This is a genomic window from Affinundibacterium flavidum (assembly GCF_014284175.1).
Lineage (GTDB): Bacteria > Pseudomonadota > Gammaproteobacteria > Burkholderiales > Burkholderiaceae_D > Undibacterium > Undibacterium flavidum.
Window position 1 is genome coordinate 331,180 of record NZ_JACOGA010000001.1, and the last position, 23,022, is coordinate 354,201.

Consider the following 23,022-nt stretch of genomic DNA (forward strand, 5'->3'; position numbering starts at 1 on the left):
CAAAGTCAGAAAGCAAAGATAGGAAAAAGAATGACATCAAGTACCCAACACGCAAATCCAAGCAAAAGTCGATCACCACGCCATCGCGCTCGTGAATTCGCCTTGCAAGGCATCTATCAATGGCTTTTGAATAATGAAGACTCCGGTGTTATTGATGCTCATATCCGCGAGGCGCACGGCTTTGATAAAGCGGACAGAGAGCATTTTGACGCTTTGTTGCATGGAGCAATTAATCAATCTATCGAATTGCGCGAAGCGTTTATGCCATTTATTGATCGCGGCATCGCTGAATTGTCACCGATCGAGCATGCAGCATTGCTGATTGGCGCATATGAAATGAAAAATCATATCGAAATTCCTTATCGCGTAATTATTAATGAGGCGGTGGAATTGACCAAGTCATTTGGCGGTCAAGACGGTCATAAATATGTGAACGGCGTACTCGATAAATTGGCGACGCGCTTACGCACAGCAGAGGTTGATGCGAAGAAGTAAGTTTAAGATTTTTTCGCTTATTCTGATTATTTTACTATTTAGAAATTTAGCGATTGTTTATTGATTGTTCAGCAATTACTTATTGATTGCTCAGTGATTAAGTAAAAAAGCCCCGACTCAGCGAATGTGTCGGGGCTTTTTTGTGAGCTTACTCAAAACTATATTCTAGTAATACCTGCGAAGCATCGTTTCCTGTGGTGCTCCAAGTAGTGCGACCATGGCCTTTGATGCCCGTGAAATCTCCTGTGCCAGATCCATAAATAACATTGAGGGTGCTGATTGACTGCCCCGACTTCATTGAGCCTATATGTTGCAGGATAAAGCCGCCAACGCGATCCCCGATTCTTCCTGTTAAATATTCAAGTCCGACAAAATTAGAAGTGCCTGGTGCACCAGCAAAGGCCAGGCATTCAAAGCGCGACTCGGCTTCAATGTCGCCGAGATAGAGATGGGTTAATTTTGAACGTCTTAAACCCGTAGTCAGGTCTAACTTCTCGTCCATACCAAACAGTTTTACTGTGCCACATGCCAACATTTCGCTCTCCCCCAAGGCGTTTCAAAAGATGAATTACAGCTTTCCATTACTTCGTATTGCAAACTTGACTTGGAAAGTGAAGGTCTCTTCTGAATGTTTATTTATTGCGTTATTTTTATTTTGAAGACATATCGGACTTATTGTCTCTTCTTGTCTCTTATTTGTATTTCTTGTCGAGTATTTCAAAAAACGCATATCATGTCTAGTCACAAATTCACATGCTCTATGTTATTTTGTTATAGCGTGGGTGTTATGCAAAAAATATTTTAACTTAAAAAATAGTAAACTATGATGAAATTTAGACAAATCGAGGCGTTTCGTTGTCTTATGGTCGCAGGGACCAGCATCGGTGCCGCCAGAAAGATGAATATTACACAGCCAGCGATTAGTCGTCTGGTTTCTGACTTAGAAGACTCTCTCGGTTTTCGGCTTTTTAATCGATCAAAAGGGCGACTGGAGCCAACCACAGCGGGAGTGCGTTTTTATCGTGCTGTTGAAGAAAATTTTCTTGGATTAGAACGCTTGACACAGGTCGCTAGTAATATTCGTAACGATGCCCCAGAAGGTATTTCCGTCGCTTGTCTATTCGTGCTCTCGACGACATTAATGCCCTTGGTTTTGAAGGAGTTTTTCAAATATCATCCTGACGTGCCAGTCACCGTTGATACATGTAACGGGCCCGAAATTCTGGTCAGACTGCAAGACATGAAAGTGGATATGGCAATAGCCTTGGATTTTCCGGCATTTGCGGGTGTAGAAATAGAAAAGATCTTAAAAGTGAATGTCATGTGTGCGATGCCCGAGGGGCATCACTTGAGCTCAAGAGAATTGATTTATCCTAGCGATTTGGACGGCGAGGACATGATAGGTTGGGTGCCAATTATTTCGCAAAACTATGAAAAAGAGCGTCAGAGTCTAGTCGATGCAGGAAGCGTGCCTCGGAACGTCGTGAAAACACATACTTCACATACGCGTTATGCGATGGTTGCCAATGGATTGGGTCTATCAATTGTCGAACCATTTGCCGCGAAAATTTGGAAGACAAATGGCGTTGTCGTCCGTCCCTTTGCCGGCAATATCAGCTACGAATACGTGTTGGCCTATCCGGGTGGGGGAATACGTTCGGAATTAATGCATGACTTTCGTGACGCGGTGATGAAAGTCGCTAAAGAATATGACTTTGGTTTTGATGCTCGTGCGGAAGCAGATGCTGACTGATTCAGATTTAGCTTAATAGGAATCTGAAGTGCAAAGAGCATTCAATAAACCCGTGTCCCGAGTTTAAAGAATGCTCTTTTTTCTTTGAATTTTGCCTGTGTAAGAAGCTATCAGTTAGACTATTCAGACAGAATTAGCCTATATTAGTTCGTATTAAATACCCGCTAATTGTTCCGCTTTGATAGAGGAGTGCTGAGTAATTTCGTCGCTGCGTTTTTCAACAACAGGCTCTTGTGGTCGTGAAATCATCGTTGGTTTTGCGGTGGTTGAAAAAATAGAGACCGTTTTTCCAGCTGCGACATCTTTCAAACGCTTGTATTCAGCCATCACTAAGCTGCCGTAGCCGCCGTCTGTTTCGTTGTCGGCAGCGCCAACATAACGTTTCAAGCCTGCCTCAATAGATCCTGTGCTGGCAACATACTCTTTCAGAATCATCGCGCCAACTTTGATATTGGCTACAGGATTAAGTGCAGCTTTGATGCCGCCCAATTCGGCAAATTTGTCGTGGTGAACTTTAGACATAACTTGCATCAAACCTTGCGCGCCAACAGGGCTTTCAGAAAATGGGTTAAAGCGTGATTCAATTGCGATCACGGATAAGATAAGCAAAGGATCTAATTTGGTTTCTTTGGCCGTCAAGTAGGTTGCAGATACCAGCATATTGATCGCTTCGTCAGCAACACGATAGCGTTTTGAAAGCCAATTGGTGACAAGTTGCTGTTGACGTTGATTGCCAATCAGGTTCTTGTAGTTATTATTCACCGCAGTTTCGACGTGCGCCTCGGATTCGTCGTTGACATTGGCAACCAATTGCGGTGTCGCCATCAGCATCGATAAATCAGGTTCTGCAACTTTGCTTTCAGTGTTGCTTGCTACGTCATCGCTGAATGGCGAGAGTGCACGAAATTTATCTGCTAATCCTGGGCTGAAGAACATGCTGGCAAGTACCAGCAAAGCTAACAGGCCGAGGCCAGATGTGATGTGTAAAACTGTCGTCAGTGTGCTGACTTTCGTTTTGCTGGCTATTAAGCGTGCCATCTCTTTTTCAGCCGATAGACACTTGCTCGGTGAACGAGCTGTTAAAATCAAATTTTGAAGCATACAACCTCCTGAAATTTCGAGAAGTGTCACGCATGTAAAGTCAGTGAATGAGCTTACATGCCATCTGCGAATCAGAAACATCATCTTGGTATCTAAAATGCGATACTAAGACGCCGGAGTTCCTCATTCTTTTCGGTCTTGCTATGGCATGGCAGAAAAGAATGAATAACGAAATTCGGGTTGAGGCTTTCGCCTGGATTGACGTAAGGAGATTTCTTGTCCTTAGGTTTTGATGGGAACCCGATTCCCAAAACTTTAGTCGTTCAAATTCTGAATCGATCGAGAATTTGAATAAAACTCTAAAATATTACTGTAAATCAATTCAGTGGTTTTTGAAGTTGGGCGAATTGTAGGGGGGCATTTATATCGAGTCAATACTATAGATTCAATTCTTAATTACTTTTGAGTCTTACTTTTTGTGCTGCAACGCAGCAAAACCTAATAAAATCAACTACTTGCCGCTGAATTTTAAGTAAAATTGTTGACCATTTGAATTCGTAAAAATAGATGAAATATTCTGACCTAAGGGATTTTATTTCCCAATTGCAGCAACAAAATGAATTAAAACATATAGTTACGTCGGTATCGCCGAATCTGGAAATGACGGAGATATGTGACCGAACCTTGCGTGCAGAAGGCCCTGCTTTGCTATTCATGAATCCCACCGGGCATTCCATTCCAGTACTGGGTAACTTATTTGGAACTCCCAAACGTGTCGCGATGGGAATGGGGGCAAGCGACATTAGTGAACTGCGAAAAATTGGTCACGTCCTCTCGTCATTAAAAGAACCAGAACCTCCAAAAGGATTTAAAGATATTCTCGGCCTAGGTTCTTTAGTCAAAGCAGTCTGGGATATGGCTCCAAAAGAGTTGCGCAGTGCGCCGTGCCAAGAAATTATATGGGAGGGTGATGATGTGGATTTGGCGCGTCTGCCGATTCAGCATTGTTGGCCAGGCGATATAGCACCACTGATTACCTGGGGTTTGGTGATCACGAAAGGGCCGCATAAAAAGCGTCAAAATTTAGGAATTTACCGGCAGCAGGTTTTGGGACGAAATAAAGTGATCATGCGTTGGTTAGCGCATCGCGGTGGTGCTTTAGATTTTAGAGAGCATACGCTGGTGAATAAAGGTCAACCCTATCCGATTGCGGTCGCATTGGGAGCTGATCCCGCGACAATTTTAGGCGCGGTAACACCAGTGCCGGATAGTTTGTCGGAGTATCAGTTTGCAGGATTGTTGCGAGGTAGTCGAACAGAATTGGTAAAAGCCATCGGTAGTGAATTGCGCGTGCCGGCTTCTGCCGAGATCGTATTGGAAGGACATATCTACCCTGATGCATCTCATCCTAGTGGATATGAGCACGCGTTGGAGGGGCCGTACGGTGATCACACTGGGTATTACAACGAGCAAGATAGCTTCCCGGTTTTTACGATTGATAGAATCACGATGCGGCAGAATCCTATTTATCACTCTACTTATACTGGTAAGCCGCCTGACGAACCCGCGGTCTTAGGTGTTGCCTTAAACGAGGTGTTCATTCCTCTTTTGCAAAAACAATTTCCAGAGATTACTGATTTTTATTTACCGCCTGAAGGTTGTAGTTACCGCATGGCAGTGGTGCAGATGAAAAAGTCATATGCTGGGCATGCTAAGAGAGTGATGTTCGGGGTCTGGAGTTTCTTGCGTCAATTCATGTATACCAAATTTATTATCGTGGTTGATGAGGACGTCAATATTCGTGATTGGAAAGAAGTGATTTGGGCGATCACCACGCGGGTTGATCCGATTCGTGACACGACGATGGTCGACAACACTCCGATTGATTATTTGGATTTCGCATCACCGGTCAGTGGACTGGGAAGTAAGATGGGTTTGGATGCGACGAATAAGTGGCCAGGTGAAACCACGCGGGAGTGGGGGACGACAATTCAAATGTCGGCTGACGTGAAAAAACGGATAGACGGTATTTGGCAAGAGTTGGGGCTGTGAAAATCAACTTCTTGAAGTTAGGTTGATGCTCGCCATTGTCGCCTTGCTAGTTTTGATTCTCATTCACGAATAACTGGCAATGTGCGACAACAATCGGCTATAATGCGAGCTGGCGGGCCCCTGCGCATTGCGGCGTGACCAATCTGGTCAGGTCGGGAACGAAGCAGCCACAGTCATTTCCCGTAAGTGCCGCAGATCAGGCTCGCCTCTTTTCTCCTCTATCGATTCTCTACTGATTCTCCTTTGGACTAGCTCCAAACCTATTCCTTTCATGTGTTTCCCCAAAAAATGCAAGGCATGCTGAGGTACTTCTTCGTGTTTGTATAGCAACAGCAATTGTTTTGGCTGGTGAATGATCACACGATTGATGCAAACATATTTTCCATGCGTATCGTGTATGCAGCGCACTTGTGATTTGCGTGGCAACGCAATACGTTTGTGTAAAAACTAAATGTGTGTATTGTTTGGAATGAAAAGCTTAATGTCGCAATCAATGTTGACGTTAGGCGGATTATCGATTGTAACGAAGTTATTTTTCAGGATTTGCGAGGCCAATTTTTATTGTTCGGTTTAGGCTTTCAATTCCTGCTGATAATTCGTCAAAATAGCTACTGCATGTTTATCTAAAACTCTTTAAAATGCAGCAGCCCAAACGCAGATGCATTTTGAGTGCTGTGATAACTTTGCAAACAAGTGGGTTAATTTTTTGTTGGTCTTGAAGTGCAAATGAAGTGCAAATGAAGTGCAAATGAAGTGCAAATGAAGTGCAAATGAAGTGCAAATGAAGTGCAAATGAAGTGCATATGACGTACAAATTAATACGCGAATTTTCGCGCGCAAGAATAAGGTAAAATTCTAAGATGTCCTATCAAGTCCTCGCCCGAAAATATCGCCCTAAGAATTTTGAAACTCTGGTTGGTCAAGAGCACGTAGTGCGTGCTCTTACACATGCCCTAGAGCAGCAACGTCTGCATCATGCCTACTTATTCACTGGAACACGTGGGGTCGGTAAAACCACCTTATCACGTATCTTGGCAAAATCGTTCAATTGTGAAAAAGGAATTACTGCACAAGCTTGTGGCGTATGCGATGCCTGTTCAGCGATCGATGCCGGACGTTTCGTGGATTACATAGAAATGGATGCTGCGTCAAATCGTGGTGTCGATGAAATGGCCTCTCTGCTTGAGCAAGCGATTTATGCGCCATCGAATGCACGTTTTAAAGTGTATATGATTGATGAGGTGCACATGCTGACCAATCATGCCTTTAATTCGATGTTAAAGACTTTGGAAGAGCCGCCTGAGCACGTCAAATTTATTCTGGCGACCACAGATCCACAAAAAATCCCTGTGACGGTATTGTCACGTTGCTTGCAGTTTAATCTCAAGCAAATGCCGCCGGGGCATATCGTCGGCCATCTGGAAAATATTCTGGGACAAGAGCGAATTGACTTCGATGTACCTGCTCTGCGCTTGTTGGCACAAGGTGCGCATGGCTCAATGCGAGATGCATTGTCATTGACTGATCAGGCAATCGCTTACGCTGCAGGTAAAGTCAGTTTAGATGCCGTGCAAAGCATGTTGGGAGCCTTGGATCAATCTTATCTGATTCGCTTGCTTGATGCTTTAGCGCAGCAAGATGGTGCTGCTTTGCTCGCCGTCGCTGATGATATGTCAGCACGAAGCTTGTCCTACAAAGCGGCCTTGCAGGATTTGGGAAGTATGTTGCACCAGATCGCTATCGCACAAATTGCGCCCGCTGCTTTAGCGGAGGATTTGCCCGAGCGAGTTGAGTTATTGCGGTTGGCACAAATTTTTCATAAAGAAGAAGTGCAGTTGTTTTATCAAATCGCGGTGCATGGTCGTAACGAAATAGGACTTGCCCCTGATGAGTATGCCGGTTTTAGTATGACCTTATTGCGTATGCTGGCATTTCGACCAGCATCGGCGAATATAAGTGCCGCCAGTGCTGGAGTTGGCGGCAGTGGTGTGAGTCCGGCGGTAAATAGGTTGGCGGCTAGTCCGGCGCGCCCAGTGATCTCGTCAACATCGGTAGCGTCGATCAATTCAGCACCGTCAGTTGCTACACCGAAAGCTACGTCAGTTACCTCGTCGTTCGTAGAGACCAGTGCTGCACAAGTTCCGGGGCAGGGGGCGGAATTGGCACCGACACCAGTGCTTGCGACGCCATCTGGAAATACGGCGTCGCAAACTCCGGCAGTTGCAGAGACTTCGATTCCAATTAATGCCGTCGCTCCGGCAAAACCAATGAGTCCAGCAATGGCAGCACTGGCTGCTGCACGCGCTGCTAGTGGTAAGCAGGGGGCGAATTCTGCATCTAGGCCTGCGCCTGCAGCGCTTCCGGCTTCGACGACTGGCGCAGCTACAGTCGCAACTGGAGTTTCAACTACATTGGTAACCTCGGTTGCTGCAGCACCTCCAATAGCTGCACCAGCTGGCGTATCAGCGACACCGCCTGTACAGGTTGTGAATCAAGCGCCAGTCTTGACGCCTATAGTTCAATCTAAGGAAAATGAATCAAGGTCTGCTTATCTTGATGAAGCTCAGATGCCACCACCATGGGACGATATCGATTTTGAGCAGCAGGCAATGCCACCTCAAACGGGGCGTCATAAAGAAATTCAGGAAGCTGATTATTGGCCAGATGACAGTTCGGCTGAACTACCATTGGAGCCCGCAACGCCTGCAGTGAAAGCGCTGGCTCCAACTGTCATTGGCTCGGAGCAGGAAGGTGTTTCGACTAGTGCCGTGATGGCTACGAGTAATGCGAAAGTAGAAACTGAGCAAGAGTCACAAGCCAGCAATTTGCTAGAAAATCGGACAAATGCTTCGGTAGTAGAAAATCTCGCGTCTGTCAGTAAACCTTTGCAATTAATGCCGATGTCCGAAATTAGTTGGGACGGACACTGGCCGAATTTGGCGGCTTCTTTGCCCGTGCGTGGAGTGGCACAGCAGTTGGCGCAACAGAGTGAACTGCGTCAATGCGTGCTCAATGGTAATGCGATTTTATTTAAGTTATGCGTACCCTTGCAAACCTTGTTATCTGCAGGTAGCGGTGAAAAATTAACTGCGGCGTTAAATGATCGCTTTGGTGAATTCGGTCGTGAGATTCGAATTGATTTTGAAATTGGTGCGGTTGAGCAAACTGCGAACGCGCAAGCGCTAGCCGAGCGTGCCGAGCGTCAAGTTCAAGCTGAGCAAGCGATTCAATCTGATAGCTTTGTTCAAACTTTGATACGTGAATTTGGTGCCAGTATTTTGACGGGTAGCGTGCGTCCGATTTAGTACATGCGTATGTTTTTTTGCACTTCAGCAAGCCGTGAATGATAAGCATTGAATGGCGTGCTAAGCAAAGTGCAAAAACATTCTTTATTTATTTTGTTTAGGAGAAATGAGTATGATGAAAAATCAATTAGCAGGTTTGATGAAGCAAGCACAAGCCATGCAAGACAATATGAAAAAAGCCCAAGATCAATTGGCATTGGTTGAAGTCGAAGGTCAATCAGGTGCTGGTTTGGTTCGTGTGGTAATGACCTGCAAGAATGATGTGAAGCGTGTGACTATTGATCCATCATTACTGGCAGATGATAAAGATATGTTGGAAGATTTGGTCGCTGCGGCATTTAATGATGCTGTTCGTAAAGCGGAAGCAACTAGTCAAGAAAAAATGGCAGGATTGACCGCTGGCATGCCTTTGCCTCCAGGATTTAAGATGCCTTTCTAATTGATAGGCTGAGTAAATTTTTTTGAAATTTGTCTGCATTATTTTGAAGCGCATCACTCCTTGATGCGCTTCTTTCATTGAGATTCCCGCGTGAAATCATTAAGTAGTCTGGAACAATTGGCCGAGGCGTTGCGCCGTTTGCCCGGGGTCGGGCCGAAGTCGGCATTGCGCATGACTTATCATCTCTTGCAACACGATAGAGAGGGGGCGGAGCAAATCGGCAAGGCAATGTTAAATGCGCTGAATATGGTGCATAACTGCCGTTCATGTAACACCTTCACTGAAAATGAATTGTGTGACACCTGTGTTGATGTGCAGCGTGATGTGAGCATGCTATGTGTCGTCGAATCTCCTAGTGATCAATTGATGATAGAACAGACCATGACGTTTAAAGGTTTGTATTTCGTCTTGATGGGGCGTTTATCTCCTCTCGATGGTGTTGGTCCACAAGATATTCATTTGGAAAAATTAATTCAACGTGCGACTGACGGCGTAGTGAAAGAAGTCGTGCTCGCGACAAATTTCAATAATGAAGGCGAGGCTACCGCGCATTACATTAGTGAAACCCTGAAAGTGCGCGGTTTGCATGTGAGTCGATTGGCACGCGGAGTGCCGGTTGGCGGCGAATTGGAATACGTTGATCCAGGCACGATTGCACGTGCTATGTTAGATCGCAGAGTGACATAATGAGTAATTCAACGGTTGAAAAATCTGGTCCTTTGGCGGGAATTAAGGTGCTCGAACTAGGGACTTTGATTGCGGGGCCATTTTGTGCACGCATGCTGGCTGAATTCGGAGCAGAAGTAATCAAGATTGAGGCGCCGGATGGTGGCGATCCCTTACGTCATTGGCGTGTATTGAAAGATGGCACATCCTTATGGTGGAGTGTGCAGGCGCGCAATAAGAAAAGCGTGACCTTGAATATGAAGTCAGAGCAAGCGCAAAAAATCGCACGTGAATTAGCGCTCGACGCCGACATCATCATAGAAAATTATCGCCCCGGTGTATTGGAAAAATGGCAGCTCGGCTATGAGCAATTAAAAACAATTAATCCTGCGCTCATCATGGTTCGCTTGTCGGGCTATGGACAGACAGGTCCCATGCGTGACTTACCTGGATTTGGTGCGATTGGCGAATCTATGGGTGGTTTGCGTTATGTGTCTGGTCATCCAGATCGGCCTCCTGTAAGGGTTGGTATTTCAATAGGTGATTCAGTTGCAGCTTTGCATGGTGTGATTGGAGCGATGATGGCTTTGCGGCATCGTGATGTCACTGGTGGGCGCTGGAATGGCAAAGCGGGAAATGACTTGATCGCCGGGCAGGGGCAGATGGTGGATGTTGCACTGTACGAATCTGTATTTAATCTGATGGAATCACTAGTGCCAGAATTTGATTTTGCTGGTGTAGTGCGTGAACGTACTGGCGGTGCTTTGCCCGGCATTGTTCCGTCCAATACTTATACCACCAGCGAAGGTGAAAATATTGTGATCGCTGGCAATGGTGATGCGATTTTTCATCGCTTGATGCTGGCAATAGATCGCGTTGACCTTGCGCATGATGTGAGCTTACAGCGTAATGATGGACGTGTGCCACGTACTGCAGAGATTGATGCTGCGATTCAAACCTGGTGTGATACTCAGACGATAGATACTGCTTTGGCTTGTTTGCGTAAGGCTGATGTTCCTGTTGGGAAAATTTATTCAGTGCGGGACATGATGAGTGATGCACAGTTTCAAGCGCGTGACATGTTTGAGCAACATCAATTTGCGGACGGCACGCCAGTGAAATTGCCGGCGATCAGCCCTAAGCTGTCTGCTACGCCAGGTCAGACTTTATGGTTGGGGCCTGAGTTGGGCGCTCATACAGAGGAGGTTTTGAAGGGAATAGGTTATACGGAGGAGCAGATACGAGGTATGAAAGAGCAGCACATAATTTGAATGTGCCGCTCTTTTTGGGATGTGCTTACGCCAAAATTCTAAGTCAAGGTTTTTAAGTAATCACGAATGCCAGCCAGCAACATTTCAACTGCCATTGCCGTCAAAATTAAGCCCATTAATCGTTCAACCGCTGTCATTGTGCGCTCACCCAAAGCTCGCTGCATACGTTCTGCGCCAAGTAAGACGACTAACCAAACTAATGCAACAGCAATGAGTGCGCCGACATGAATCATGACGTCAGAACGACTGTCTGATGAAAATAATAAAACAGTTGCGAGCGATGAAGGGCCTGCCAGGGCGGGGATGGCAAGTGGCACAATGAAAGGCTCGCTATCGCTTTCTGTACCACCAAAGACGCCGCCTTCTTGCGGAAATACCATACGTAAGGCAATTAGAAACAGAATCACGCCGCCACCTATACGCAAAGCAACTTCGGATAATTGCAATGCATGTAGAAAATGTTTGCCAAAGAACATAAATAGCAAAAGTAAGATAAAGGCAATTGCACATTCTCGGACAACGACTCGCCAACGTCGGGCAGGTGTAACATTGGCTAATGCACTAACAAAAATGGGGATATTCCCAAAAGGGTCGGTGACGAGGATCAGTAGTATGAAAGCTTGAAAGAAGTCTTGAGTCATATTGGTATACTCTTTTGAGTGATGAGTTGAGATTTGTTTTTTGAATGAAATGATTTTCTCGCTAAGTTTGATTTTGCGGATGATTTCCTATTAGGTCAATCGGCATGTCGCATTCTGTTAGATTATGAAGCGATTGCTGTATTATTGGTTTGTTGGTGGCTCTGAATTTCTATGCTAAAAGTGTGGAAAATACGTTTGAGTAAGAATTTGAATGAAAAGAAATTGATGGAAAAAAACAATCGACCTGATACCCCATGTGTTGCTGTATGCTCGACGACGTTTGATGATGTTTGTCGTGGCTGTGGGCGAACGGTGGCAGAGGTGGCTGACTGGGTATTTATGACGCAGGAGCAAAAAGATTTGGTATGGGAGCGCATACTGAAAGAAGGGTATCCGCGTCGCAACTAACATTGAGATTCACATGACGTAAATCTTACGGATTGTCAAATCAAGTGTCGCTGAATGTGCAGTGAATAGAATAATTGCTTTGTTAGTAAGCGAAACGCGATATTTTTGATTAATTCATGTTAGGATTTCTAACGTAAGTTTTTGCTATTGTTTAGATCTTATGTGGGTAAAAATCTTATTAAGGCGATTGCATTGATTTTGTTTTTTGAGAATCGTTTTTATAGATGTTTAATATGAATTAGTAATTCAACGTAATGAGAATGTGATGAAGACTTCAGGCATTAAGAATTTGCAGGGAAATCAACAAACTAAGACTGGCATTTTCGCTAAAGGTTTTACCTTGATCGAAATTATGATTGTGTTAGTTATTATGGGTATTTTGGCGGGCTTGGTCGTGCCAAAACTGATGGGGCGTACTGACGATGCTCGTGTGCTGCAGGCTAAGCAAGATATCTCAACCATGTTGGGTGCGCTTAAAATGTATAAGCTGGATAATTTGCGTTATCCAACGACCGAGCAAGGATTGCAAGCTTTGATTACGAAACCGACATCAGGTCCTGCAGCGAATGGTTATAAAGCTGACGGCTATATTTCTAAGTTGGCGAAAGATCCTTGGGGTAATCCATATCAATATGCGTCCCCTGGTTTGAAATCGGATGTTGAGATCTTTTCCTATGGGCAAGATGGCAAACCGGGCGGTGTCGGTTATGACGCTGATATCGGTTCGTGGGACTTGTAACTTCTCATCCTGTGGCGGTTCAGTTTAAACCGAGAGACTACCAACGTTCTGGCTTCACTTTGCTAGAACTTTTGGTAGTCTTGGTGATCATGGGTATTATGCTAGGCGCTGTATCTTTAAATGCAGTGCAGAGCGTGCATCAGCGTCTACAAACAGATGCTCAGCGTATTTCACTATTGCTGCAATTGGCGAGAGAAGAGGCAATCGTGCGTAATCGCCAAACCGCGTTCGAGGTATTTGAACAGGGCTATCAGTTCCTTGTTTTGAATGAAAATAAATGGGAACGGATCGAAGACTTGGATACTTTGCGTGGTCGCCCATTTACTTTTCCAGAAACGAAACTGAGCATCATCTCTAACGATGTCGCTGCTGCAGAAAAACTGCGAATTGTATTTGGTCGCGAGCCAGTTAGTCGGCCATTTACGATGATCTTGCGCGTTGGTGCGGATCAAGTTTCCATTGACGCCGATGGCGTTGGTCATTTCGTTGTGGAATGAAGAGAATTATCCATGACAAAACGCATCAATTTCCCAAAGAAAATAGACGGCTTCACCTTGTTAGAGGTGTTGGTTGCATTGGTTATTGTTGGTACTGTGTTGGGTGCAAGCTTGCGGGCGGTTGCGAGCTTGGCGCAAAACAGCAGCGGATTGCGGGCGACGATGATGGCCAGTTGGTCAGCTGAGAATCGCCTGGCGCAGATTCGCCTTGGTAAGGAATGGCCAGAAATAGGCGAACGTAGTTTTCCTTGCCCACAAGGTGAATTGAATTTGCTTTGTGAAGAGCACGTGTTATCGACGCCCAATCCTTCTTTTAGGCGCGTCGAAGTCTTAGTCTTTGATGCCAGCAATTTGCAAAGACGTTTAGCTAAATTGACTCAGGTGGTCCCCAATGCGCCACAATAAATTTTCACAGCAGGGCGGTTTTACGCTCATCGAGTTATTGGTTGCCATTGCCATTTTGGCGATTATTGCTGTGATGGGCTGGAGTGGTTTGGATAGTATTATCCGCGCCCGTCAAACCTTAAATCGCGAATTAGAGCAAAGCCGGGGCACGCAGATTAGTTTCGTGCAGTTGGAGAATGATTGCGCGCATCTGGTCAGCGAGGCTGCACTACCAAAACGGGAGAACTTACGTGCAATCGATACACAACTGATCTTAATTCGTACTGTGTACGAAGATAATCGAGCACCACAATTGCAGGTCGTTGCGTACAAAATGCAAAATGGCGTATTTACTAGACGAGAATCAGTTGCGACGCGTGATTTGAAAATTCTCGATTCTTTCTGGCAAAGTGCGATCAATGGCAGCGATAATATGCCCATCGTTAAGTTGCAGACCGACGTTAGCACTTTTCAAATGCGGACTTGGAATAGTGATGAAAATAGCTGGCGCGTTGCAGGTACAGATATCTCAACGGTAACGCCGAGTGTTGGGGTGTCGACTCCAGGTAAAGGCGTTCCGCGAAAAACAGGCTTAGAAGTGACTATGCAATTAGTCGGGCAGCAAAATCCCATGTTGAAGATTTTCTTACTGGGAGCCGCATAATGCAATCCGTGGTTCTTCGCCGGCAATCTGGAGTTGCGGTCGTCACAGCATTGCTCTTAACAACCCTCGCCATTACCATTGTTGCGAGCCTCTTCTGGCAACAGCAAGTGCAAGTTCGCTCGATAGAAAATCAGCGATTTCAATTGCAAAAAAAATGGGTACTGCGCGGTGCTCTCGATTGGGCTGGGCTGATATTGCGGGAAGATCGGCGCATCAGTAAAGTTGATCATTTGGGTGAGCCGTGGGCAGTTAATCTGGGTGATACCCGCTTGGATCAATATGTTGAAAATGGCAGAACCGAGGTTGAAGATAGTGACGCTACTTTGTCGGGTCAAATTAGTGATGCGCAAGCAAAGTTCAATTTGACGAATTTAGCCGTAAATGGAAAAGTTGATGTGCGGGAGCTTGCCGTTTTTTCCAAATTGTTGAGTAATCTGCATTTGGATCCCGGATTGGCGCAGCAAGTGGCAGTGCAGGTGGCGATGACCCAAGAGCGCTTGTTGGTAGGGCCGGAAAACCCAGGTGCTCCCGATACTGGGCAAAATCCGACTGGTTCGAAAGGAAGTCAGACTAGTAGTGGCACTGGCGTTGGCGGATCAAAAACAACGCCTGGAGGGGGAGATTCAACTGTTGGTCTATCGACAAGTTCCAATTCCGAAGTACAATTCTTGAAATTTAGTCAAATTGAAGATCTGCTGGCGGTACCCGGCTTTAACCCTGTAACAATAGTACGATTGCGAAATTTTGTTACTGTGTTACCGATATTGACAAAGATTAATGTCAATACAACGACTGCAGAGGTGCTGTCCGCGAGTTTGGAGAACGTCAGCATGACTGATGCGGCTTTAATGATAGCGACACGAGATCGCGCTTATTTTCTGAATTTTGCGCAGTTTAAATTGAATTTTCCCGACAAGGTAAAAGATACGGATAGCAATTTTTTAGATTTTCAAACTAATTTTTTTGTGGTCAATGGAAAAGTGAAGTTGAATCGATCTTTATTGGAGGTCGATGCCTTGTTGCAGCGGGATGACGTTGGAACACGAATTTTGTGGATAAAAGAAAATTGAGTCTACGTGAAAATTAAAGAATTAAAAAATATGAGAACTCAATTCGGTAAGAAGGTGTAGGAGAACATGGCAAGTACGCTTTATATACAATTACCTCCACGTACAGTCGCAGATAAACTGGGGGCATGGAGCGAGCAGACATTTTCATATTGTCTTGCTTCCGCTGAAAAAAACATACTGCAGCAAGGTCGTAACGCATTCGCAAATTTGCAGACTCTGGTACAGCAGGCAGGTCAAACGGTATTGCTAGTTTCGGCCAGTGATGTCAATTTTTTGCAAGTGGCAGTACCGCCCATGCCGTTTGCTAAATTGAAGGCTGCCATTCCTAATTTGTTGGAAGAGCAATTGCTGACAGATCCTGCGGACTTAGTATTCGTTCCAAGTCCACCCGTTAAAGGGCAATGCTATGTTGCGGTGGTAGCACGAGTTTGGATTGAGCAGGTGTTGGGATTAGGCGTGCAACTTGGTGCCGCCAGAGTTTCGGCGATTGCTTTATCTGATAGTTTGAATCAGCACGCCGACATGGCAACAGTCTTGGTTGAATCAGTACAAACTGAGCGTCAAATTTTTGAAATTGCTGTGAAAAGTCCGGAGCAGATCGCTTCAGGTTTGAGTATTGATGTTCCTGGCACCGTCACTGATCATACACAAGTGGTTCAGCAGATTTTTGCAGCGGTTAATATTTTGGCTCCGCAGGCAAGTTTGCAGGTTTATGCCGAACCAAGTTTGGAAGCCACTTTGCGCCAATTATTCGTGGAGCATGACAGTGAAACCAGACAAGTGCAGGTCGCGCCACTTGATTGGAAAAGTAAAATTGGTGGTGTTTCCAACCAGAGTATCGACTTATTGGCATTCCTAAACTCGGATGGCAAACAAAGCTTTGATTGGCTTAAATGGCGTTGGTCCATTTCGCTCATCGCCTTCATGATCTTGATTAGTTTGTTTGCCTTAAATTGGAAATGGTGGAGCTTGCGGCGCGAAGCTAATACTATTCGCGATTCAATTCAGGCCACTTATCAATCTGCATTTCCTAAAGAACCTGCTTCACGCGACCCCTTGTTTCAGATGCAGCAAAAAATTAATGCAGCTAAGAAGTTGGCGGGACAATCCAGCAATGATGACTTCTTGGTGTTAAGCGCACAGTTCGCACAAGCCTGGGATCAGTTAGTGCCTGCGCAGGCCACAGCAACGGTGACATCGATCGAATATCGTGAGCGTAGTTTGTTCGTGACGCCAAAAAATTTGGCCGAGGTGCCTGTTGAGAAATTGCGTGCATTATTAAAAGAGCGCAATCTTAAACTTGAAGTCAAAGATGGTTTGTTGAAAGTTTTTGCAGATGTGGGTGGTGTGTGATGAAAGCGATGGAAACCCTGAATAATTTACGCGACGATTGGAATAAGAGAGAGTTGCGCGAGCGCCGGATTTTAATTGGAGTTGCTGTCTTAGTAGTAGCGAGTTTATTGTATCTGTTTGGTATTCAGCCAGCTCAAAGCAATATCAAAGATCTGGAAAACTCCACACCTGCACTTAAGTTGCAAGCAGCAACGATGGCGAATATGGCGGCTCAATATGGTACTTTGTCAAAAACAATGGCGGAAAATATTCCGCCAGTGACACGTGAAGCAATCGAATCGACCTTGACGCGACGTAATATCAAAACCCAATCATTAACGGTATCGAATGACATAGTACGGTTTCAAGTGAACGTGGTGGCTTATGCTAATTTGATGGAGTGGATTTTGGAAATGCAAAAAGCTGCGAGGCTTGGTGTTGACGAAGTGAAACTCACTTCACTTGCTGAGCCAGGTCAAGTGGGGGCGGTTATCACTTTGCGTCAACAAAGGGCTGGAAATTAGTATGCAAAGAAAAACGATACTTGGATTGCTGTTTGTTGGTATTGTTAGTGTCTTCGGTACGGTATTGTATTTTTTACCCGCAAGTTGGGTTGGGTCGCTCATAGAAAAGCAAACAATGGGGCGGGTGAGCTTAGGTGATATTCAAGGAAGTTTTTGGCGCGGATCGGCATTTGTTGGCGTTGCTGTTGATAATAAGTCTGCGGTAACACCTTTGTTTCCTGGACGGTTTAATTGGCAAATTTCTCCAGCGATTTTGTTAGGCCAGGTCGCAGTGGTATTGGAAAATACATCAGTGATGTCAGCACCATTGAAAATTGATGGTAATTTTCAACAATGGCAGATTAGCCCAAATAGTTTGAGTCTCCCACCAGAACGACTAGAGGGCTTGGGGGCACCGTTGAACACTATAGGGCCGAGTGGAAAGATTAATTTGCGCTGGGGGCAGTTAGAGGCAAGTTTGATCAATGGGCAAACTTTGTTGAATGGTCATATGCAGTTGGAAATGAATGAAATGGCGTCACGCGCATCGTCTATAAAGCCTTTGGGCAGTTATGCGATGGAATTTGATTGGCGTGGCGACACGGCGAACCTAGTTTTAAGTACTAGCAAGGGGCCAATGATGTTGGAAGGAACTGGTGCTCTTCAACATGGACGGTTTCAGTTTTCTGGCAAGGCTTATGCCGAAGCTGGGCAAGAAGAAAAAATGGCAAATTTATTGAATTTGCTAGGGAGACGTCGTCAAGAAGGCGACAAACAGATCATCGCGTTAGAATATAAATGAGACAATTGGCATGAAGAATATTATCAACACTTCGACAAAATCTAAACACACCATAGGTCCAAAAAAATGGCTGAGTTTAGCGATACACGCAGCATTTATCGGTGCAATTGGCACCGTTGGCGTTGTTGGTGTCGTTACTCCACATTTCGTCTTCGCTCAAGAAGCAAATCAAAATGCAGCGGGATTGAATTTTGTCAATGCTGATATCGAATCCGTGATCAAAGCCGTTGGCCATTACACTGGTACGACTTTTGTGATTGATCCACGGGTAAAAGGACAACTAACATTGGTTGCGGAAAAGCCCTTGACTAAAGATCAGGCTTTTAAATTATTGACGTCGAATTTGCGTATGCAAGGTTTTGCCGTCGTCACTTCTGATGGATTTTCAAAAGTTGTGCCAGAAGCCGATGCTAAGTTACAAGGCGGCCCTACGCAGGTAAAAAGCATTAAAGGCGATCAAATAATCACGCAAGTATTTAGAGTGAATTATGAAGCCGCGAACAATATCGTCACCGCATTGCGCCCGTTGATATCGCCGAATAATGTGATCAACGTGAATCCTGGAAATAATTCCATTGTGATCACCGACTATGCCGACAATATGCGACGTATGGCTGAAGTGATTGCTTTGCTGGACGTGCCATCAAATCCTGAGTTAGAAATTATTCCCATTAAACATTCGATTGCGGCTGATGTGGCGACCATGGTCACGCGTCTAAGCGAAGGCAATCAAGCTAGTGCCGATGCTGGTCGCGCCATTGTATTGGCTGATTCTCGAACCAATTCTGTGTTGATTAAAGCGCCGACTGTTGCGCGTGCAAATTTGATTAAGGCACTGGTTGCAAAACTAGATCAAGCGACAGATTTGCCTGGCAATATACATGTAGTTTATTTGAAGAATGCTGAGGCAGTAAAACTAGCGGCAACTTTGCGTTCCATACTAAGTGGTGAAAGCTCGTCGCCGTCAAATTCCTCAAGTTCGAATAGTAATTCAGGTTTTGGGGGAACATCTCCAAATAACCCAGGTGCAGGTATAACACAGGGTAATAATTCAGCTTTAAGTTCATCTGGATCGACTTTGAGTCTGCCAATTAGTAGCAATAGTAATAGTCAAGGTCAGAGTGGTGGTGGCGGAGGATTTATTCAGGCCGATCAAGCTACCAATACATTGATCATTACTGCGAGTGACGCGGTGTACAGAAACCTACGTGGTGTGATTGATCAATTAGACGCACGGCGTGCTCAAGTGTATATTGAAACCATCATTGTCGAAGTTTCAGAAGAAAAATCTGCTGAATTGGGCGTTGAATGGGCCGGTGCAACTGGAGACAGTACAAGCAATTACCGGTTGGGTGCCGTCAGTTCGAATCAGGGAAATTTGGTGAACCTCGCCGATCCTACTAAGAGGTTGGGAGCACTCACAACAGGATTTAACATAGGTTTATTTCGTCAAATTGGCGGTCAGCTAGGAATCGGAGCTATCGCTAAAGCAATAGCAAATGATACTGGTTCAAATTTGTTGTCTATGCCAAATTTGGTGACTCTAGACAATGAAGAAGCGACTATTGTTGATGGGCAAACTGTTGGGATCGTGACTGGTCAATATACTGGAGCCACGACTGGCGCTGCGGCAACCAACCCATTTCAAACCATCGAGCGTAAAGAGATTGGTATCAAACTCAAAGTAAAGCCGCAAATCTCTGAAGGCGGAACGGTTAAGCTGTCAATTGCTCAGGAAGTTTCTAGTGTTGCGAAGCCTGTTCCAGGAAGCTCTGGTATTACAACTAGCTTACGTTCGATTGCAACCAATGTTTTGGTCGAAGATGGTCAGATAATTGCTTTAGGGGGCTTGATTCGTGATGACAATACTGGAGCAGAGGCGAAAGTTCCATTTCTCGGTGACATTCCATTAATAGGTAATTTGTTTAAATACAAAGAGAAAAATCGGAAAAAAGTGAATTTAATGGTGTTCTTACGTCCAACCGTTATTCGTAACGCTGAAGATAGTAAAAACGTCTCCTTGGATCGTTATGATTATTTGCGCACCCAGTATTTACGTAGCACAGAAAATGAAACCGACATCCCATTTTTGAAGATGGAAAAAGGAAGAATGATCACGCCTGTAGAAGCTGCTGGCGCTGACAAAAACAAACCCGCCAAAAAAGAAGGTCAGTAAATCGTATGTCAGAAAATCGATTATTGCCTTTCGCCTTCGCGCGTGATTTCTCTATCCTTGCGAATCGTCGCGATGATTTAGAAGGTGCTCCGGTAGAATTAAAAGTGTCCAGCGAGACTCGTCAAGCTGCGATCTTGGAAGCTGGACGTCGCTTTGGGCGCGTACATCTGGATGTACTGCCGCATACGGAATTACTGCAAGAAATTGCACGAGCGTATGCGGGTTCAGGTGGCGATGCGGCAGACGTTGTGGGTGAAGTTGAATCCGATATGGATTTGGCGAAACTAATGCAAGACATGCCAGCGATCGAAGATTTGCTGGAGTCGGCTGACGATGCTCCTGTGATTCGGATGATTAATGCATTGTTGACGCAGGCTTTGCGTGAAGGTGCATCCGATATTCATATCGAGCCATTTGAACAAATTTCAGTCGTACGTTTCCGTGTTGACGGTGCTTTACGTGATGTGATTCGCCCTAAAAAAGCGATCCACGCTTCCTTAGTGTCGCGCATCAAAATTATGGCGCAACTCGATATCGCGGAAAAACGTTTGCCACAAGACGGTCGGATTACTTTGCGTATTGGCGGCAAGCCAGTCGATGTGCGTGTCTCGACTTTGCCGACTGGTCACGGTGAGCGCGCAGTATTGCGTTTGCTCGATAAAGAAGCTGGTAAGCTTGATTTGACGCATCTGGGCATGAGTACTGAAGTGTTGACGCAGTTCGATCAATTAATTGCGCAGCCACACGGAATTGTATTGGTAACCGGACCAACTGGTTCTGGTAAAACGACGACTTTGTATGCAGCTTTATCGCGGGTGAATGCGGGAACTACGAATATTTTGACGGTTGAAGATCCGATTGAATATGAGTTGGCTGGGATCGGTCAGACACAGGTGAATGCCAAGATTGACATGAGCTTTGCCAAAGCATTGCGTGCCATATTACGGCAAGATCCGGATGTCATCATGATCGGTGAGATCCGTGATTTAGAAACAGCTCAAATTGCGGTGCAGGCGTCATTGACTGGTCACTTGGTATTGGCAACTTTGCATACCAATGATGCTGCGGCTGCGGTTACGCGCTTGTTGGATATGGGGATTGAGCCTTTCTTGCTTTCTTCTTCATTATTAGGTGTCGTAGCGCAGCGCTTGGTGCGCAAACTATGTACCCACTGTAAGGTTCATGACGGTGAGGTATGGAAGTCAGTTGGCTGCGAACATTGTGGTCATACCGGCTATCAAGGGCGAGTTGGTGTCTACGAATTATTGCTCACGACAGAAGCGATTTCTGCGCAAATTCATCATCAAGCTTCCGAAGCAGAAATTCGTTTGGCGGCACAAGGTGATGGTATGAAAACCATGCGTGAGGATGGACAGCGTTGGTTGGATGCGGGTGTCACGACTAGAGAAGAGCTGTTGCGTGTGACCAAAGAGTAATTGAAAAGTAAGACAAGAATAATTCTAGAATTCATCAAGAGAGACACTGACTGTGCCTGCATTCCGATATGAAGCCGTAGATTCTCATGGCTCAACAAAAAAAGGTGTACTGACCGCAGATAGCGCACGTGCAGCACGTTCTGATTTGAGGGCGCAACATCTGGTACCCGTGATGGTCGAGCAAATTGCCAACCAAACAGGTGAAGGTCGTCGCGGTAAATCACTGTTTAGCGAGCATTTGTCTACAGTTGAATTGGCATTGTTTACGCGCCAATTGTCGAGTCTGTTAGATGCAGGTCTACCTTTGGAACAAGCTTTTTCGGCTTTATTAGAACAGGCTGAGCGGGTTTATATTCGTGATCTGATCGCATCTATACGTTCAGAAATTTTGGCGGGTTCGGCTTTGTCCGATGCGTTGAAGCAGCATCAAAACGATTTCACAGATATCTATTGCGCATTGGTTGCATCGGGCGAGCAGATTGGACAATTGTCTAAGGTTTTGTCGCGCTTGGCGGATTATATAGAACGACGCAATGCTTTGACTCAAAAAGTGAAACTGGCGTTTACTTATCCCGCTATCGTGACCATTGTGGCGTTTGCGATTGTGATTTTCTTGTTGACCTATGTCGTACCGCAAATCGTATCGGTGTTTGCTAATACTAAGCAAAAATTGCCAATTTTGACCGTGGTGATGCTGGCGATATCAGACTTTGTGCGCGCTTACGGTTGGTTAGTGGCGATCGTTGTTGTGGCAATTACTTTCGCTTGTCGGCGTGCGTTGAAAGATCCTCAAATCAAAATGCGCTGGCATACTTGGTTGTTAGATGCGCCTATGTATGGAAAATTTGAGCGTAGTCTAAATACAGCGCGCTTCTCCAGTACGCTGTCAATTACGACTGGTTCGGGTGTTCCTATTCTGAAGGCATTGCAGACCAGTCGAGAAACTTTGTCGAACGTCGCAATGCGAGAGCAGGTCGAGGATGCAACCAATAGCGTGAGAGAAGGCGTTAGCTTGGCACGTGCTTTGTCTGCACATAAACATTTTCCACCGATGTTGATTCATATGATACGAGCAGGTGAAGTGACGGGCGAGTTACCAGCAATGTTAGAGCGCGCCTCTTCTGCTCAGGAGCAAGATCTTGAACGTCGTGCGTTGACGATAGCAGGTTTACTTGAGCCACTATTGATTTTGGCAATGGGTGTGGTGGTGTTATTGATCGTGTTGGCAGTATTGATGCCTATCATTGAAATTAACCAATTGGTTCGATAATTCGATGAACATCATCTATCGATCATCTATCGGTCATCTGCAAATATTCAACAATAAGAAAATAAGAAATACAGTGAG

The 23,022-nt window shown here is 45.3% G+C and carries 22 protein-coding genes and 1 other RNA gene; 20 read left to right on the forward strand and 3 right to left on the reverse strand.

Annotated features, from left to right (window positions below):
- Positions 1-30: 30 nt before the first annotated feature.
- Positions 31-495 carry a transcription antitermination factor NusB gene (gene nusB, locus H8K55_RS01430; protein ID WP_186940232.1) on the forward strand — a complete coding sequence of 155 codons (465 nt, stop codon included), beginning with the start codon at positions 31-33 and terminating at the stop codon, positions 493-495.
- A 148-nt stretch (positions 496-643) separates the two neighbouring features.
- Here nusB and H8K55_RS01435 read toward each other — a convergent pair whose 3' ends face one another.
- On the reverse strand, positions 644-1,030 hold the full coding sequence (locus H8K55_RS01435; protein ID WP_186940233.1) for a DUF3224 domain-containing protein: 387 nt from the start codon (positions 1,028-1,030) through the stop codon (positions 644-646).
- Between the two features lie 291 nt (positions 1,031-1,321).
- Between H8K55_RS01435 and H8K55_RS01440 the strand changes: the two genes are divergently transcribed.
- Positions 1,322-2,248 carry a LysR substrate-binding domain-containing protein gene (locus H8K55_RS01440; RefSeq protein ID WP_329604975.1) on the forward strand — a complete coding sequence of 309 codons (927 nt, stop codon included), beginning with the start codon at positions 1,322-1,324 and terminating at the stop codon, positions 2,246-2,248.
- Between the two features lie 153 nt (positions 2,249-2,401).
- Here the strand turns inward: H8K55_RS01440 and H8K55_RS01445 are convergent, their stop codons facing one another.
- Entirely contained in the window at positions 2,402-3,286 is an 885-nt protein-coding gene (locus H8K55_RS01445) for a lytic transglycosylase domain-containing protein (protein WP_186940340.1), read from the reverse strand.
- A gap of 570 nt (positions 3,287-3,856) precedes the next feature.
- Between H8K55_RS01445 and ubiD the strand changes: the two genes are divergently transcribed.
- The 6 genes from ubiD to H8K55_RS01475 all read left to right on the forward strand — a co-directional run bounded on the left by ubiD (position 3,857) and on the right by H8K55_RS01475 (position 11,022).
- Positions 3,857-5,341, forward strand: coding sequence for a 4-hydroxy-3-polyprenylbenzoate decarboxylase (ubiD, locus tag H8K55_RS01450; protein WP_186940235.1), 1,485 nt, complete (start codon positions 3,857-3,859; stop codon positions 5,339-5,341).
- Between the two features lie 111 nt (positions 5,342-5,452).
- An RNA gene (ffs, locus tag H8K55_RS01455) (signal recognition particle sRNA small type) lies at positions 5,453-5,551 on the forward strand.
- Positions 5,552-6,201: 650 nt separating this feature from the next.
- A complete protein-coding gene (locus H8K55_RS01460; protein WP_186940236.1) occupies positions 6,202-8,646 on the forward strand; it encodes a DNA polymerase III subunit gamma/tau in 2,445 nt (814 codons plus the stop codon).
- Positions 8,647-8,758: 112 nt separating this feature from the next.
- Entirely contained in the window at positions 8,759-9,085 is a 327-nt protein-coding gene (locus H8K55_RS01465) for a YbaB/EbfC family nucleoid-associated protein (protein WP_186889702.1), read from the forward strand.
- A gap of 90 nt (positions 9,086-9,175) precedes the next feature.
- Positions 9,176-9,772: a recombination mediator RecR gene (recR, locus tag H8K55_RS01470; protein ID WP_186940237.1), complete on the forward strand. Its 597-nt coding sequence runs from the start codon at positions 9,176-9,178 to the stop codon at positions 9,770-9,772.
- Positions 9,772-11,022, forward strand: a complete 1,251-nt coding sequence (locus H8K55_RS01475; protein WP_186940238.1) for a CaiB/BaiF CoA transferase family protein — start codon at positions 9,772-9,774, stop codon at positions 11,020-11,022. The genes recR and H8K55_RS01475 overlap by 1 nt, the downstream gene beginning before the upstream one ends.
- A 38-nt stretch (positions 11,023-11,060) precedes the next feature.
- Here H8K55_RS01475 and H8K55_RS01480 read toward each other — a convergent pair whose 3' ends face one another.
- Positions 11,061-11,663 (reverse strand): MarC family protein, encoded by a 603-nt coding sequence (locus H8K55_RS01480; protein ID WP_186940239.1) that lies wholly within the window; start codon positions 11,661-11,663, stop codon positions 11,061-11,063.
- Between the two features lie 225 nt (positions 11,664-11,888).
- On the opposite strand from H8K55_RS01480, the gene H8K55_RS01485 reads away from it, so the two are divergent.
- The 12 genes from H8K55_RS01485 (at position 11,889) to gspF (ending at position 22,944) form a co-directional block, all read left to right on the forward strand.
- On the forward strand, positions 11,889-12,071 hold the full coding sequence (locus H8K55_RS01485) for a DUF1289 domain-containing protein (RefSeq protein WP_186940341.1): 183 nt from the start codon (positions 11,889-11,891) through the stop codon (positions 12,069-12,071).
- 265 nt (positions 12,072-12,336) lie between these two features.
- A complete protein-coding gene (gspG, locus tag H8K55_RS01490; protein WP_186940240.1) occupies positions 12,337-12,810 on the forward strand; it encodes a type II secretion system major pseudopilin GspG in 474 nt (157 codons plus the stop codon).
- Positions 12,798-13,307, forward strand: coding sequence for a GspH/FimT family pseudopilin (locus tag H8K55_RS01495; protein ID WP_329604977.1), 510 nt, complete (start codon positions 12,798-12,800; stop codon positions 13,305-13,307). The genes gspG and H8K55_RS01495 overlap by 13 nt, the downstream gene beginning before the upstream one ends.
- 12 nt (positions 13,308-13,319) lie before the next feature.
- Positions 13,320-13,712 (forward strand): type II secretion system minor pseudopilin GspI, encoded by a 393-nt coding sequence (gene gspI, locus H8K55_RS01500; protein WP_186940241.1) that lies wholly within the window; start codon positions 13,320-13,322, stop codon positions 13,710-13,712.
- Positions 13,699-14,355 carry a PulJ/GspJ family protein gene (locus tag H8K55_RS01505; RefSeq protein ID WP_186940242.1) on the forward strand — a complete coding sequence of 219 codons (657 nt, stop codon included), beginning with the start codon at positions 13,699-13,701 and terminating at the stop codon, positions 14,353-14,355. The genes gspI and H8K55_RS01505 overlap by 14 nt, the downstream gene beginning before the upstream one ends.
- The gene (gspK, locus tag H8K55_RS01510; protein WP_186940243.1) at positions 14,355-15,425 is read left to right on the forward strand and encodes a type II secretion system minor pseudopilin GspK; all 1,071 of its coding nucleotides are present in this window, start codon (positions 14,355-14,357) and stop codon (positions 15,423-15,425) included. Before H8K55_RS01505 ends, gspK begins: the two co-directional genes overlap by 1 nt.
- A gap of 66 nt (positions 15,426-15,491) precedes the next feature.
- A complete protein-coding gene (gene gspL, locus H8K55_RS01515; protein ID WP_186940244.1) occupies positions 15,492-16,778 on the forward strand; it encodes a type II secretion system protein GspL in 1,287 nt (428 codons plus the stop codon).
- 8 nt (positions 16,779-16,786) lie between these two features.
- Positions 16,787-17,281 (forward strand): type II secretion system protein GspM, encoded by a 495-nt coding sequence (gspM, locus tag H8K55_RS01520; protein WP_186940245.1) that lies wholly within the window; start codon positions 16,787-16,789, stop codon positions 17,279-17,281.
- A gap of 1 nt (position 17,282) precedes the next feature.
- Complete coding sequence (locus H8K55_RS01525) at positions 17,283-18,062, forward strand: type II secretion system protein N (RefSeq protein ID WP_186940246.1); 780 nt, start codon at positions 17,283-17,285, stop codon at positions 18,060-18,062.
- Positions 18,063-18,072: 10 nt separating this feature from the next.
- On the forward strand, positions 18,073-20,238 hold the full coding sequence (gene gspD, locus H8K55_RS01530) for a type II secretion system secretin GspD (RefSeq protein WP_186940247.1): 2,166 nt from the start codon (positions 18,073-18,075) through the stop codon (positions 20,236-20,238).
- A gap of 5 nt (positions 20,239-20,243) precedes the next feature.
- A complete protein-coding gene (gene gspE, locus H8K55_RS01535) occupies positions 20,244-21,674 on the forward strand; it encodes a type II secretion system ATPase GspE (protein ID WP_186940248.1) in 1,431 nt (476 codons plus the stop codon).
- Between the two features lie 52 nt (positions 21,675-21,726).
- Positions 21,727-22,944 carry a type II secretion system inner membrane protein GspF gene (gene gspF, locus H8K55_RS01540; RefSeq protein ID WP_186940249.1) on the forward strand — a complete coding sequence of 406 codons (1,218 nt, stop codon included), beginning with the start codon at positions 21,727-21,729 and terminating at the stop codon, positions 22,942-22,944.
- The last annotated feature ends 78 nt before the right edge of the window (positions 22,945-23,022 follow it).